The organism is Psychrosphaera sp. 1_MG-2023, assembly GCF_030548245.1.
Taxonomy (GTDB): Bacteria; Pseudomonadota; Gammaproteobacteria; order Enterobacterales; family Alteromonadaceae; genus Psychrosphaera; species Psychrosphaera algicola.
Genome location: NZ_JAUORW010000008.1, coordinates 165,641 through 181,242 on the forward strand (window position 1 = coordinate 165,641; position 15,602 = coordinate 181,242).

A 15,602-nucleotide genomic window follows, 5' to 3' on the forward strand; every position below is an offset into this window, starting at 1 on the left:
TATGAAGAACTTTCAAAGCATGTTGTTGAATTAGGCTTTAGGGATACGCTTCAACAGCAATTTACCAATCATTTTCCAAACTAGCGACAGTCAACTTTTGGCTAGCTGATTGAGTATCCAATGATCACTCGCTTAATGTAAACAACATTAATCTGCACCTGTAGTGGAATCGTGCGGTTTAAACTTTAGATTGATTTGTATATCTATTGTACTGTTGTTGTTAATCCATTATTGTTAATTTATAAAAAATAATGAGCATCACGGATGACTTTTTTTACTGAATTAAAACGCCGAAATGTATTTAAGGTTGCCAGTGTTTATTTAGTAACCTGCTGGATTATCCTGCAAATTGTTGCGGTGATTTCACCCGCTTTACACTTGCCTATTTTATTCAGCACCATTACCACGGTTATTCTGACGATTGCCTTTCCTTTTGTATGCATTTTTGCCTGGGCATTTGAACTCACCCCTGAAGGGCTTAAACGCACTCATGAGGTTGATATCGACGAGTCTATTGGTGAGCAAACCGGCAATAAAATCAATTACCTGTTAGCAGGCGCATTGGTGCTGGCCTTAGCATTTATCGCCTATGAAAAACTATTTACCTCCAATGCTGATGTTAGTTTAGAACGTTCTATCGCAGTATTACCATTTGAAGATATGAGCCCGGATAAATCCCAAGGTTATTTTGGTGATGGCATTGCCGAAGAAATTCTTAATTCTTTGGCGCGGTTAAATCAGTTAGTGGTGATTGCCCGTACCTCGTCATTTAATTTTAAAGACAGTAACACCGATATTCGTGAAATAGGCCAAAAACTCAATGTTAACTATGTGCTAGAAGGTAGCGTACGCAAAGATAGAGACAAGGTCCGAATAACTGCTCAGTTGATTGAAGTCACCAGTGGTGCGCATATTTGGTCACAAACCTATGATCGCGAATTAACCAGTATCTTTGCCCTGCAAGATGAACTGACTTTTGCCATTACCCAAGCACTCAAACTAAATCTGTTACCCGAGCAAGTGGAACATGAAGCCGGTATGACCACCAATCCACAGGCCTATGAGTTGTTTATTCAGGGGCGGGAGCTCGCCTATCAGCGCAGTTCGGAATCATTAAAACAAGCTGCTGACATATTACAACAAGCTATAAAACTAGATGAGCAATTTTATTTGGCCAAGGCACAACTCTACATGGTGTATAGCTTTGCTGATAATTATGGTGGCTTTATAGAGTCTTTGCGTCAGGCAGAAAAAGAACGTTTGTTTTGGGAACTAATGATTGCACCTGATTTTCCACTTAAAACGCTGGTAATAGCAACACAGGCTTCGGACAGCGGTAACTTAGCAATAAGTGTCAAGCTTTATCAACAAGCTTATGAAAAAGCCCCTAATGACCCGCTAATTCAAAATGTGAGTACTTTAGCGTTGGATAATATTCTAGATGGCATCAAGCGAAGGGAGAAAATACTAAAAACCAATCCACAAAGTCAGATAAATATCACCAACTTAGTGTTTTTGTATCTAGTAACGGAACAGCCAGATAAAGCTCAAGCAATGTTATCAACAATGGAAAAGCTATTTCCCGAAAACACACAAAACTTCTTACCCAATATTTATTATAGCTACGCCTACCAACAAGATATTGAAGCGACCTTAGCGCTTATTAATGACTACCGTAGCGAACCCAGTGCAGACTATAGAAGGGCAAAATCCGCAATCAATATACTGGCCGGCAATATCGATACTGCGCTGGATTATATTGACGAAGAATTACGCCAGTCCCCTGAATATGCAGAACAATTTATTAACGCCTTATTATTACTACTGGATTTAGATACGCGCGGAAAACTAAACGAACAACAGCAACAGCGTTATCAACAATTACCGATTAGTGAGTCTACCCAAACTGAAATACTGGTATTTTATAAGCTGCTGTTGGGCGACGAAACTTTGTATGAACAACAACAGCAGTTGACAGGGTTAAGCGCAGAGGAGTTTATCCAACGCGTTGATCTTAATCAGACAGAGCCTTATGACTATGCTGCCATTAAAAAACGTAAAGGCGACGACAGTTATGTTCAAGTACTGAAAACTAGTCTTGCTTATAGCTCTTCTCAATGCCAACAAACACAAAATAAGGTCGGTTGGTTCTGTGCAGGGATTATGGATTTCATTGGCGATATTTCTGAGCAACAAACCCAGAATATGTTTAAGCGCCAACCAATGCTGGATACATACTTGATAGGGATTGAAAAATTTATCTTAACTGCGCCCGTTTATTATGGTTTGAGCCAACACCCTGAGTTTGAGCCGCTTGCTAATGCATTTTTGGATCGTACCTTCAGAAAATGGAACCCGGATTTAGTGGCAGAGAAAGTTACTGCATCACCAACAAAGTAAAGTGAGGGACACATGGCATGTTGCTGAATTAAAACGCTGCAATGTATAAAAGCCTTTCGAATTAACTTCTATTACTTCACGGCAAAATGGATGGTAATACGCAGATTTAAATTCTGGTGAAAAAACAGAAAAAAACCTGAATAACACAGTGCATTATTCAGGTTTTTCTTTAAGGGTTAGGTCTAACCCAACTGCAAAGCTTCACCAAATCGATATGAGCAGATTAACGCAAATTAACGCAAAGTAACGTACTCTTCAGCTGAGGTAGGGTGAATTGCAACGCAAGCATCAAAATCGGCCTTTGTCGCGCCCATTTTTATTGCTACAGCAAAGCCCTGTAAAATCTCATCCATACCGAGTCCAATACCGTGTAGACCAACAACTTTTTCGTCGTCACCGGCACAAACAAGTTTCATTTTGGTCATTTGTCTGTGTTCCGTAACCGCGGTATACATAGCGGCAAAACTTGAGTTATATACTTTAACGTTTTCTTCCCCGTATTGAGCAACCGCTTCAGGTTCAGTCAGCCCCATAGTCCCAATTGCAGGGTGACTAAATACCACAGTTGGAACTAAGGAATAATCCATCACGACATCGGTAATGCCGTTAAATAATCGTTCAGCCAATATACGGCCAGATTTAACAGCAATTGGTGTTAACTCAATCTTACCGATAATATCGCCTAGGGCGTAAATACCCGGAACATTAGTTTCATGATGTTCGTTTACTGGAACGTAACCACGAGAATCAACCTCTACACCGGCTTTTTCGATATTAATGCCATCTGTAGAAGGCGTGCGGCCGATTGCCCAAATAACACAATCGGTTTCTACGCTTGTGCCATTTTCAAAATGTAACACCAGTGAACCGTCAGCGGCTTTTTCAACACGACTTGGTGTACTGTTTGTTAACAGTTTCAAATTGTCCTGTGCCATTATTTCAACTAAGGTCTCTGATAACATCGGGTCAAATGTTCTTAATGGCGCATGTTTTCGAACCGCTAACTGAGTTTCTGTACCTAAACTTTGCAATACACCAGCAAGTTCTACTGCAATGTATCCAGCGCCTACAACGACAGCACGTTTTGGCTGTTCATCTAAAGCAAAAAATCCGTTTGAATCTATACCTAATTCAGCCCCTTCTATTTTAGGCCAAGTTGGTCGTCCGCCTGTGGCAATCGTAATATGGTCAGCGGTATATTGCTTGCCATCTACTTCGACTGTTTTAGCATCTACAAATTTTGCAAAACCATTAATTACCGTAATACCGTTTGAATCTAAAACGCGATCGTATGAACCATGGATACGTTTAATATAAGCTTCACGAGACGCTACTAGTTTGCTCCAATCAAATTTATTAACGGTGACATCAAATCCGTAATCAGGACTATATTTATGGATCGCTTCTGCAACTTGAGCCCCAAACCACATCGCCTTTTTAGGAACACAACCAACGTTGACGCATGTGCCGCCCATTGCTTTTGCTTCGATTAGCGCCACTTTAGCACCGCGCATCGCTGCACGATTTGCCGATGCAATACCACCACTACCGCCGCCAATGGCGATATAGTCAAAATGCGTTGTCATAAATTTATTTCCAATTGAATCTAATTATCATAAGGATATGGCCTACTCGCCAGAAAACCAAATCGAATTTAACGATTCGGGCAATCGCCTTCGTGTTAGTTATATATTCTCGAAAAAAATGCGCTAAAAATTAGCAATATGTGAACAAACAACACTCAGCTAGTACAGAATTTACAAAAACTAGACCTTGTAAAGTTACTTTCAAGGTACTATCTAACTTAATTAATATCACAAGAATAGCCACGCGTTTAATCCGCGACTAATTTAGGTAGCCAATATGTCTGACTCATCAAACCCACTTTTATCCAATTTTGATCTGCCACCGTTTTCTCAAATCCAGCCTCAACATATTAAGCCTGCGGTAGAGTCATTGCTAGATAGCTGCAAAAAGTCCATCGAACAGGTTGTTCAACTTCCGACTCAAACTTGGCAAACACTAGTGGTCGATATTGACAAAGTAAGCGACCAATTTGGTCGCGCTTGGTCACCAATTTCTCATATTAACTCGGTATTAAGCTCGGACGAATGGCGCGAAGCCTATGAATCTTGTTTACCTATTATAAGTGAATACTCAACTTGGGTAGGTCAACACAAGGGGTTGTTTGACGCCTATTACGCCTATTCTCAATCAGACGAATTTGCCAAATTAAGTACCCCCCAGAAAAAAGTTATTACCAATGCCCTGCGAGACTTTAAATTATCGGGTATCGACTTGCCGGAAGACAAACAAAAACGCTACGGTGAAATCCAAGCAAAAATGTCAGAGTTGAGCTCAACTTTTAGCAATAATGTATTGGATGCTACTCAAGCATTTCAAAAAGTCATTACCGACGAAGTCGAATTAGCAGGACTACCTGACTCTGCAATTGCCGCGGCAAAACAAATGGCTGAAGTAAAAGAAATAGACGGTTGGCTGTTTACCCTCGACTTCCCAAGTTATCTGCCGGTTATGACCTATTCTGAAAACGCAGAGCTTCGAAAAGAAATGTCTATCGCATTTTCAACTCGAGCTTCTGACCAAGGGCCATTTGCAGGACAATACGACAACTCTGAAATTATTGATGAGTTGATGGCACTTCGCCATGAGTTGGCGCAACTACTCGGCTTTGAGTCATTTGCAGAGAGTTCGTTGGCAACAAAAATGGCAGAAAATACGCAACAAGTATTAGGATTTTTAAGCCAACTTGCTGAAAAATCACTGCCGCAAGCAAAGCAAGAAGTTGAAGAATTACGCCAATTTGCTCAAAGTGAGTTTGGTGTGAGCGAACTGAATCCTTGGGATTATGCGTTTTATAGTGAAAAATTAAAGCAAGCTAAATACGCAATTTCAGACGAAGCGTTACGCCCGTACTTCCCAGAAAGTAAAGTACTCGATGGGTTGTTTACCGTTGTAAATCGCCTATTTGGGGTTACAGTAACTGAAGTTAAAACCGGCATTGATAAATGGCATAAAGACGTTAAATATTTTGATATCGTTGATAAAAACCAGAAATACCGTGGCAGTTTCTATCTAGATTTATACGCAAGAGAAAAAAAGCGCGGTGGTGCTTGGATGGACGATTGTCGCGGACGAGTATTATGGTCTGAAGATCAGCTCCAAAACCCTGTAGCGTATTTAACTTGTAACTTTAATCAACCTATCGGTGACAACGCCGCGTTGTTTACCCACGATGAAGTCGTTACTTTATTCCACGAATTTGGCCACGGTATTCATCACATGTTAACTCAGGTTGACGAAGCCTCTGTGTCTGGTATTAATGGCGTAGCCTGGGATGCGGTTGAATTACCAAGTCAGTTTTTAGAAAACTGGTGCTGGGAAGAAGACGCACTGGCATTTATTTCAGGCCACTTCGAAACAGGTGAACCATTGCCAAAAGACATGTTAGACAAAATGCTTGCGGCGAAGAACTTTCAATCAGCGATGCAAATGGCGAGACAATTAGAGTTCAGCTTATTCGATTTCCGAATCCACGCTGAATACGACCCAGCTAAAGGTTCACAAATTCAGGCTATTTTGGACGATGTCAGACAGCAGGTTGCCGTCGTTCAACCACCTGCTTATAACCGCTTTCAACATGGATTTGGGCATATATTTGCAGGCGGTTATGCAGCTGGATATTATTCTTACAAGTGGGCAGAAGTTTTATCAGCAGATGCATTTTCTAAATTTGAAGAAGACGGGATCTTTAATTCCGATACCGGCAATAGCTTTTTAACCAATATTCTGGAAAAAGGCGGCAGTGCGGAACCTATGGAATTATTTAAAGCATTTAGAGGTCGCGAACCTGAAATTGATGCATTATTACGACACTGTGGCATTGCCGCATAAGCATGATTTGACTTTATTTGGACGATTTTAATGTCAGAATTTTTAAAAAAACTTGAGCCCTTTGACCGGATATTAGCCCGCGCTATTGAACGAAAAGGCTCTAAAGAGATAGTAATGGATATGGCCGGCGACATATTTGACGCCGACGAAATAGCCAGTCTTTCTGACGACAGATGGTTAGCCGCATTTACTAAACAAGTTTTTCAAAGTGGTTTTGTATGGCGAGTTGTTGAGCAAAAATGGTCCGGCTTTGAAGAAGTCTTTTTTAATTTTGATATTGAAAAAATGCTGATGATGTCCGACGAAATGTGGGAACAAAAATGCAAAGACGAACGCATAATCCGTAATGGTAACAAGGTTATGACCATTAAGGCCAACGCCCAAATGATTTATGAAGTAAGCGCTGAACACGGCTCATTTGGTAAATTTATTGCAAATTGGCCCTGCGACGACATTATTGGTTTGTGGCAATTTTTGAAAAAACACGGCGCTCGACTTGGTGGAAACACAGGCCCTTATGCATTAAGGTTTATGGGCAAAGATGGATTTCTAATTAGTAGAGACAATGAAGCCTATTTTCGAGCTTATAAATTAGTTGATGGCGGGATCTCAAGCAAAAAAAGCCAAACCGTAATTCAACAATGTTTTAACGCCTGGCACGAGTCCACCGGTCTAACGTACAAGCAACTGAGTCGAATATTGTCTTTTTCCGTGGGCGACAATTTTGTTGGCATTGAAGCGGGAACTAACACCATTGACTGAGCAAACTCAACAATCTTCTTTACCATTTTATAATTGGCGCTCAGCGCCACTGCAACTCATCGAACTTGCAGAAACGTTTGGCTGGCAAATGGTTAACAAGGCCCCGCAAAACGGTTCGGTTTATGGCTTGTTTGAAGACAATAAATTTTGTTTAACTAAAGACGGAAAAACCCTAATCAATGTGGACTTTACGGGTGGCGCCACCGCTCATCGTCATAAATTCGGGGGTGGTAAAAATCAAGCTATCGCCAAAGCGGCCGGATTAAATAAAGGCGCAACGCCTAACGTTTTAGATGCAACTGCTGGAATGGGGAAAGATGCATTTGTGTTGGCCAGTCTTGGCTGCAATGTCACTTTAGTTGAAAGACAGCCGCCTGTTTATATGATGTTAGTGGATGGTTTTCGACGCGCCATCTCAGACGGCTCTATTGATTGGTTCGAACAAAGAATGCAGTTAATCAATAAAACGTCACACGATGCGCTGCAAGACTCAATTTCATCAAACCAACAATACGACGTGGTTTATCTCGACCCAATGTTTCCGCATAGAGAAAAATCTGCCGCCGTTAAAAAAGATATGGCATTGTTCCAATCTTTTGTTGGAGATGATGCCGATGCCGATCAATTATTACCGTTAGCCTATCAATTAGCGCAAAAACGTGTTGTAGTAAAAAGGCCTGACTATGCGCCGTTTTTGAACGAACAGACGCCAAATAGTCAAATAAAAACAAAAAAGAACCGATTCGATTTATATATTAAGGCCGCGATGGTCTAACAATGGAACCTTTTATGATTGAAGTGAATGACAAATTACCAAGTGTACAATTCCAGTTTTTTGACACAAACGAAGTAAAAACCGTTACCACAGAAGATTTGTTTGCTGGCCAAAAAGTCGTTTTGTTTGCAGTTCCTGGTGCATTTACGCCAACCTGCTCTGAAAGTCACTTGCCGGGTTATGTTGTCAATTTTGATAAAATAAAAGCAAAAGGCGTCGACAAAGTTATTTGTTTATCTGTAAACGATGCTTTTGTCATGTCCTCTTGGGGTAAAGCACATAATGCCGAACACTTACTAATGTTAGCGGATGGCGGTGCTGATTTCACAAAAGCAATTGGCTTAGAAGCTGAAACAGGCATTTTTGGTGGTATTCGCTCACGCCGATACGCGATGATCGTTGACGATGGAATTGTGACTCAGCTCAATGTTGAAGAACCAAAAGAATTTGCAGTGAGTGACGCGGAGTCAATTCTAGCCCTATTATAAATAGGAAAATCAATAACAATTAAAAGCTTAAGTAAGCTGTGGCTTTTGATAAAAATAAAAAACCGATGTTGATATGCAACATCGGTTTTTTTGTTTCTACAACAATGCGTTGTGACGTTCAATAAACTAACCATTTATCGCATTGACCGCCTCATAATAAGCGGTCAACCCAACTAAAAATCGATATGTTTACCTAAGAATTTAAGTACGCGTTTGAAATACTTAAGGCGGTTTTTCTCTAAATAAAATCCATGACCTTCTTTCTCAAACAACAAATACTCATACGGATGATCCTCTTTTTCTAGGGCGGCAATCAAACTTTCAGCCTGTTCAATTGGCGCTCGTTGGTCCATTCCACCATGAGCAATAAGTACGGGTACTTTCAATTTATCGATATTATACGATGGAGACATTGACTCTTGAAGTGCAACATTTTGCCCCAACACCGCTTTTAAATATTTATCACCAGAGCGGCGCTCTTGCACATCACCTTCTTTGAACATCAAAGGTAAGTCGTAAACACCAACTACACCAACAGCACATTTGTACAAATCTGGCTCAATTATCGGACTCATCAATGCCGAATAACCACCAAAGCTTGCGCCCATGATGCAAATGTTGTTTTTGTCGGCGATGCCCTGGTCGATTAAATATTTGGTGCCGTCAATTATGTCATATTGAATTTCCGTGCCCCACTTGCCGTGACCAGATTTTTCAAACGCAGGACCGTAACCACCAGATCCTCTGAAATTCACTTTTAACACCGCTAATCCACGACTCGCTAACATTTGCGCTTCTGGATCAAATCCCCAGTAATCACGCGGTCCATGTGGTCCACCATGAGGCATAACAATCAATGGTAAATTTTTCTCCGCCTTGCCTTTAGGAACCGTTAAATAACCATTAATTTCAATACCATCTCGAGTTGTGTATTTAACTGGACGAGTACTTGCCATAAGATCGGGGTTAATCCAGCTACGTGCTGAAAACAAATATTGAATTTTAGGTTTTCCGGTTTTTTCGTCCGGATGCATTATGTAATAATCACCTGGATTACGGTCGTTATAAGCGATAACAATCTGAAATAGCTCATCCGGAGTAGAACTCACAATTTGAACTTGATGACCAGGTAAGGCTTGTAACAAACCTTTTAAGCGCTTTGATAAAAGTGCTTTTCCATCGACAAATTCATAAGCCGGGTAACCATTTTCATATTCAACCGCATATATTTTGCCGTCTTTTTCATTGCCATAAACATTTCTAATATTTACAACTGGATCTTTACTCACTAACTCAACTGAATTTTTTTCAAAATCGATTTTGTACAAACCGATTGGCGCACCGTCTTCACTTGCGGTAACAAACATCGCATTGTCTTCGCCATCAACGATAACGCGTGGTGTAATTTTACTAAGGTGTTTAAACGAATTGTTAAACTTAGTCCATTCGCCAGTCTCAACATCCCGCTTATAAACTTCTTGATCAATATAATCATTACTAGAGACCGAGAAGCGAACCTCACCATTACCGTCGGTAATATATTGCGCGTTAAAGGCTGGCGAGCGTGTCACTTTACGTCGTTTACCAGTATAAACATCGACAAGATAGACAGTTGAGTGTCGGTCTGCGCCGCTTTTTCTCAACCAAGGATGAACTTCTGCAAGAAAATAATTGTCATCATGTACTAAAGGGTCTAACACTAAAGATGACGCACGAAGCGCATCAGCTTTGCTTGATGCTCCTAATGACTTGCCTCCAGCTTTGTGTCCCATTAAGTATTGTGATTTTGAGCCATCGGCATTAACACCTAATAATTCGCCATGATAAGACGGTTGCGTATAAGCGCCGCGCATATAAGTTTTTTGTAATACAAGACGGTCTTTACTGACCCAGTTATATCCGCCAACCTGCTCTTTATCACCGTCGAATTGCACGACATTTATTAGTTTCATAGTATCGCGTTGCAATACCACCAAAACTCGTTTACCGTCGCGAACGGTTGTTGCAGCTAAATAATCGCCCTTTGGGGAGATTTTAACAGAACCAAATTCTGAAAATTTAACAAAATTCTCAAGCGGTATTTTTTTCTCCGCAAAACTGCCAAAAGCCGTTATTAGCAAGGCAACTGCTAAAATTTTCTTCCACATAAAATTCCCTTATCCCTTTATTTTTATATTTTAAATATTGTATATCTTTTTTATTTAGTCAGTAATATTAAAGAGTTGGACTAAAAATGTCTAAGGTTCTAGGCATTTATTGTACTAACCAACCAAATAAGTCCCAGTACCAAAGGCAATTTGATCACCTTTTTGATTATGTAATTCCATGCGAGTCACGCAAACTCGGCTGCCGGAACGGATCAGTTGCGCTGTTGCAATAAACTCGTCACCACGACCGGGTCTCAAATAATCCGTTCTTAAATCGATAGTTCCCACTTTTTTGGTAAATTCGATTAATGCGGCTGAATCTTCAAAGTGCATTTTCTCCATCCGGCTAAAAATGGCCAAAATGCCACCCACCGTATCGAGTGCCGATGCGGTTACGCCCCCGTGCAGAATTTTTTGCATTGGATTGCCCATTAATTTGTCATCCCACACAAATCTAATTTCAGCTTTGTTTGCCTCACAAACGGTGATCTTTAGCCCTAAATTTTTGTTGAAATTTAAATTGGTGAACACATTTACCAACCAAGATCGAGCGTCGTCATTTGATAACATAAAAATAATTCCAAAATAACTGATCGGATGAGTATAACATTTGATTCCAATGCTACAATGCCCCCAAATATTTAATTTGAACCGCTAAATTGACCGACAACCAGACTACACCACTCGACATTTTGACAAAAATATTTGGTTACGATGCTTTTCGCATGGGCCAAGATAAAGTCATTGAATCCAGCATTAATCAACAAGATACCTTGGTTCTATTGCCTACGGGTGGCGGTAAAAGTTTGTGTTACCAAGTACCCGCATTATTGCTGCCAAATGTAACAATAGTCGTTACCCCTCTTTTGTCGTTAATGAAAGATCAGGTTGATCAACTTAATGAGCTTGGTATCGCAGCGAGTTACATTAATAGTCAGCAAACTCGACAAGAGCAATTTCAAACGTTAAATCAGTTGCAATACGGTGAAATAAAAATTTTGTATGTGTCGCCAGAACGTTTGCTACAGCAGCGATTTTTAGATCACTTACATCAAGCTGGGGTCAGTCTATTTGCAATTGATGAAGCACATTGTTTGTCTCATTGGGGACATGATTTTCGTGCCGATTATCTGCGCTTAGGCCAAATTAAAAACCTATTCCCGCATGTGCCAATCATGGCATTAACGGCGACGGCCGATAAAGCAACGCGATTTGATATTAGCCACCAACTCAATCTTAACGACCCCTATATCCATATTGGCAGTTTCGACCGCGCTAACTTGCGCTACACCATAGAAGAAAAATTCAAACCACTGAATCAGTTATTAAGTTTTGTTGGAACACAAACCGATGCTTGCGGTGTGGTGTATTGTTCGAGTCGTGCCCGAGTTGATGACGTCGCAGAAAAGCTCAAACAAAAAGGTTTTAATGCTGCGCCGTATCATGCAGGTCACGAAAACGCCCACAGAATAAAAGTACAAGAGCAATTTCAGCGAGACCAAATTCAAATTGTGGTCGCGACCGTGGCGTTTGGCATGGGTATAAATAAGCCTAATATTCGATTTGTAGTTCATTACGATCTGCCAAAAACCATAGAAAGTTATTATCAAGAAACTGGACGTGCTGGACGTGATGGACTTGACGCCCAATGCCTTATGTTCTTCGACTCAGGCGATGTACCTCGAATTCGCCGAATGATCAGCGACAATCAAAATGAAGACCGAGTAAAAGTTGAACTCCAACGGTTTAACGCTATGGTCGCCCTTGCTGATGCACAAACCTGTCGTCGCCAAGTATTACTAAACTACTTTAACGAACCTACAACCACAGGTTGTGGTAATTGCGATATTTGCTTAGACCCACCGACCTCGTTTGATGGGACATTATTAGCGCAACAAGCAATGTCTTGTATTTACCGCAGTGGTCAACGTTTTGGAATTGGTCATATCATCGATATTTTACGTGGCAGCCAAGGGATCCGGATTAAAGATCATAGACATGACGAATTGAGCACCTATGGAATTGGCAAAGAACAAACGCACGACTATTGGCTCAGCATTATTCGCCAACTAATACATCAAGGTTTGATTGAACAAGATATTAGCCGCGGTAGTAGTCTTGTTTTAACCGAAAAGGCTCGCCCTATTTTACGCAGCGAATCGACGTTACAACTTGCTGTACCGAGATTAAATACCAAAAAGCTATTTGAAAAAGCCGCACCTGTAAATTACGACAAACGATTGTTTGCTCGATTGAAGGGACTTCGAAAATCCATAGCAGAAGAGCATAATGTGCCACCGTTTGTCGTATTTTCAGATGCAACTCTGGCGGATATGGCAGACAAATTACCCACTACGCCACGCGATATGTTGTTAGTATCCGGGGTTGGTGAAACAAAACTACGTCGCTATGGTGACGCGTTTTTATCAGTGATCAATCGTCACGTATCTGAATTGTAAAATTCAGAATCAATACCAATCGACCTAGGTTATTTTCTGGGCATTAAAAAACCGACAAAACGTCGGTTTTATCATTTTAAATTTACTTTATTTTATTTTAGCGACGCATAATACGCTGATAAGTTAGCAATATCGGCATCTGTCAGTGGCATAGCCATCGCGCCCATAACTGGGTCTTTACGATTTCCCGCCTTAAAGTCTTTTAGCTGTTTCGCTAAATACTGCTCTTTTTGACCTGCTAAATTTGGGTACATTGGAATTGCACTAATTCCGTTAGCACCGTGACAAGCAGCACAAACTGCGGATTTTGTTTTACCTGCAGCAGCATCGCCAGCAAGTACAGTTGTTGAACTAAGTGACATAATGGCAACCAGGCCAAACACTAAACTTTTCATCTTAACCCCTATTGTAATTTTACTTTTTCTCAGCTTAACACCAAACATTTGAATTAAATATAGCGTAAACTATTGAAAGGCGCACACTTTGTTTGAGATCAAATTAACGACGATTATGACTATTCTATCTGGCAAGCAATCGACAAAAATTACCGACTTACGATTTTCCAATACGTATGCTAATTCGTTGTCTGAATTAGGGCATTTTGTAAATCCAACGGCATTCCCAAAACCTAAGTGGGTAAGTATCAGTTCGCAAACAAGTAAGATACTCAATATCGATGCGACTGCCTTAGAAAGCCAATCTGAATGGCTTAACTGGTTTAGCGGAAATCAAATGGTAGATGCGGCCCAACCTATTGCGCAAAAATACACAGGGCATCAATTTGGTCAATATAATCCCGAATTAGGCGATGGCCGCGGATTGTTACTCGGTGAATTACTTTCCGACACAGGGCGTTGGGATATTCACGTAAAAGGCGCGGGAAAAACTCCATATTCTCGATTTGGCGATGGCCGAGCAGTATTAAGAAGCTGCATACGCGAATATTTAGCTTCCGAAGCATTACATCATTTGGGGATACCAACTTCCCGGGCTTTAGGCTTATTTACAACAGGTGAAAAAGTCCAGCGTGAAACCATCGAACCCGGTGCCGCTTTAATCCGGGTTTGCGAAAGTCACCTTCGTTTTGGTCATTTTGAATACGCCTTTTATCAAAACGATACTAAATTATTAGAACAACTTGTGGCATACGCTGTAACTGACGTATTGCCGCAATCGTCGGATGAAATACGCGCTCTAAAGCCCAATGCCTCAGTGCAACAGCAAGCTTATCAATTACTTAAATTCACGATCCGAACGACAGCGGAAATGATTGCGAAGTGGCAAGCTTATGGATTTTGCCACGGGGTTATGAACACCGACAACATGTCAATTTTGGGCATCACTTTTGATTATGGTCCCTACGGTTTTCTAGATGTGTATGAACCATCACATATTTGCAATCATTCAGATCACACTGGTCGATATGCATTTGACGAACAACCGAGCATAGGGTTGTGGAATCTCAACGCGCTTGGCTATTCACTTTCGCCTTTATTGTCAAAAGAAGAATTGACCGAATTGCTAAAACAGTACGAAACAATTTTACTTGATAATTATTCTTCATTAATGCGGAAAAAGCTTGGTTTTAAAGAAAAGCAAAAAGAAGATCAAGCCTTGTTGGGGGGACTTCTCACCCTCATGCAGGAACAAAAACGCGACTATACCTATACGTGGCGAATGTTAAGCAATGTCCGTTTTAGTGACAAAAATGAACAAGTATTTATTGATACCTTTGTCGACCGTGATGCAGCAACAGCTTGGCTAAAACGTTATAAAAAACGTGTTTCTATGGAAGTTATTTCAGATGATGAACGTTGCGAGCTCATGTATTCGGTAAACCCCAAATACATTGTTAGAAACTACTTAGCACAGCAAGTCATTGAAGCTGCAGAGAGTGGAGATAACAAACCTTTAGAGGAACTGTTGTTGGTGTTATCACAGCCATTTGCCGAGCAGCCTGACTTCGACCTTTATAGTAAATTGCCCCCAGACTGGGCAGGTAAACTCAGTATCAGTTGCAGCAGTTAATTCCAAAAAGTAATACGAAATCGTGGCGCGCAATGCCCTTAGTAAAAGCTGCGCGCGACATTTCTATGATTGAGTACGAATTAGCTAATCTGAGTGATTTAGCTGCTGTTGTAATTCATAAAGCTGCAATTCTGAAAAAACCGCGACACCATTTTCACGCAGTCGCCTAGCCGTTACCCCTTCACCATCAATTAAAGTAGCGCTAAACGTACCGTCATATATTTGTTGATTACCACAACTTGGACTATTCGCTTTCAGCAAGGCGTGACTCACTTGGTGCGCTTGGCAAAGTGCTAATGCTTGGTCAGCCCCCTTTTCAAAGGCCTCTGTTACGTCAATTCCCTGTACAGTGATGACTTTACCTTCAGCGTATTCAGCTGGCGCCCTTGGTGTGTTAAGCCCGCCCATCACCTCTGGACACATAACCACTAACTTACCGTCTTGCTGTAACTGCTTTAACCAACTTAAGTCAGCCAAAGGTTTACTCTTACCGTCATACCGAACCGGATGGCCAAGCAAACAAGCTGAGACTAATAACTTAAAATTGTTGGTTTTATACATTAATAAAAAAATTCAAAAAAATGTCATCTGATTGCGTATAATACCTGCGTTTAAAATAATTAAAATG

The 15,602-nt window shown here is 40.8% G+C and carries 12 protein-coding genes; 7 read left to right on the plus strand and 5 right to left on the minus strand.

Going from position 1 to position 15,602, the window contains the following annotated elements; translation table 11 throughout:
• The first annotated feature begins 264 nt into the window (after positions 1-264).
• Positions 265-2,400, plus strand: a complete 2,136-nt coding sequence (locus Q4575_RS09785; RefSeq protein ID WP_303522670.1) for a FlgO family outer membrane protein — start codon at positions 265-267, stop codon at positions 2,398-2,400.
• Positions 2,401-2,633: 233 nt separating this feature from the next.
• Here the strand turns inward: Q4575_RS09785 and gorA are convergent, their stop codons facing one another.
• Complete coding sequence (gene gorA, locus Q4575_RS09790; protein WP_303522672.1) at positions 2,634-3,986, minus strand: glutathione-disulfide reductase; 1,353 nt, start codon at positions 3,984-3,986, stop codon at positions 2,634-2,636.
• A 277-nt stretch (positions 3,987-4,263) separates the two neighbouring features.
• On the opposite strand from gorA, the gene prlC reads away from it, so the two are divergent.
• From prlC to Q4575_RS09810, 4 genes are all read left to right on the plus strand, one after another.
• A complete protein-coding gene (prlC, locus tag Q4575_RS09795; protein WP_303522674.1) occupies positions 4,264-6,315 on the plus strand; it encodes an oligopeptidase A in 2,052 nt (683 codons plus the stop codon).
• 30 nt (positions 6,316-6,345) lie between these two features.
• A complete protein-coding gene (locus Q4575_RS09800; RefSeq protein WP_215962584.1) occupies positions 6,346-7,077 on the plus strand; it encodes a DNA-3-methyladenine glycosylase I in 732 nt (243 codons plus the stop codon).
• 88 nt (positions 7,078-7,165) lie between these two features.
• Complete coding sequence (locus tag Q4575_RS09805) at positions 7,166-7,852, plus strand: class I SAM-dependent methyltransferase (protein ID WP_303522742.1); 687 nt, start codon at positions 7,166-7,168, stop codon at positions 7,850-7,852.
• 14 nt (positions 7,853-7,866) lie between these two features.
• The gene (locus tag Q4575_RS09810) at positions 7,867-8,340 is read left to right on the plus strand and encodes a peroxiredoxin (RefSeq protein ID WP_303522677.1); all 474 of its coding nucleotides are present in this window, start codon (positions 7,867-7,869) and stop codon (positions 8,338-8,340) included.
• A gap of 173 nt (positions 8,341-8,513) precedes the next feature.
• Here Q4575_RS09810 and Q4575_RS09815 read toward each other — a convergent pair whose 3' ends face one another.
• Both Q4575_RS09815 and Q4575_RS09820 read right to left on the minus strand, forming a co-directional pair.
• Positions 8,514-10,487, minus strand: a complete 1,974-nt coding sequence (locus tag Q4575_RS09815) for a S9 family peptidase (protein WP_303522679.1) — start codon at positions 10,485-10,487, stop codon at positions 8,514-8,516.
• A gap of 114 nt (positions 10,488-10,601) precedes the next feature.
• On the minus strand, positions 10,602-11,057 hold the full coding sequence (locus Q4575_RS09820) for a thioesterase family protein (RefSeq protein WP_215962587.1): 456 nt from the start codon (positions 11,055-11,057) through the stop codon (positions 10,602-10,604).
• Between the two features lie 89 nt (positions 11,058-11,146).
• Between Q4575_RS09820 and recQ the strand changes: the two genes are divergently transcribed.
• Complete coding sequence (gene recQ / locus Q4575_RS09825) at positions 11,147-12,946, plus strand: DNA helicase RecQ (RefSeq protein WP_303522681.1); 1,800 nt, start codon at positions 11,147-11,149, stop codon at positions 12,944-12,946.
• A gap of 92 nt (positions 12,947-13,038) precedes the next feature.
• Here recQ and Q4575_RS09830 read toward each other — a convergent pair whose 3' ends face one another.
• Complete coding sequence (locus tag Q4575_RS09830; protein ID WP_215962588.1) at positions 13,039-13,341, minus strand: cytochrome c; 303 nt, start codon at positions 13,339-13,341, stop codon at positions 13,039-13,041.
• An 88-nt stretch (positions 13,342-13,429) separates the two neighbouring features.
• On the opposite strand from Q4575_RS09830, the gene Q4575_RS09835 reads away from it, so the two are divergent.
• On the plus strand, positions 13,430-14,974 hold the full coding sequence (locus Q4575_RS09835) for a YdiU family protein (protein ID WP_303522683.1): 1,545 nt from the start codon (positions 13,430-13,432) through the stop codon (positions 14,972-14,974).
• Positions 14,975-15,058: 84 nt separating this feature from the next.
• Here the strand turns inward: Q4575_RS09835 and Q4575_RS09840 are convergent, their stop codons facing one another.
• Entirely contained in the window at positions 15,059-15,535 is a 477-nt protein-coding gene (locus Q4575_RS09840) for a DUF523 domain-containing protein (RefSeq protein ID WP_303522685.1), read from the minus strand.
• Positions 15,536-15,602 lie beyond the last annotated feature (67 nt).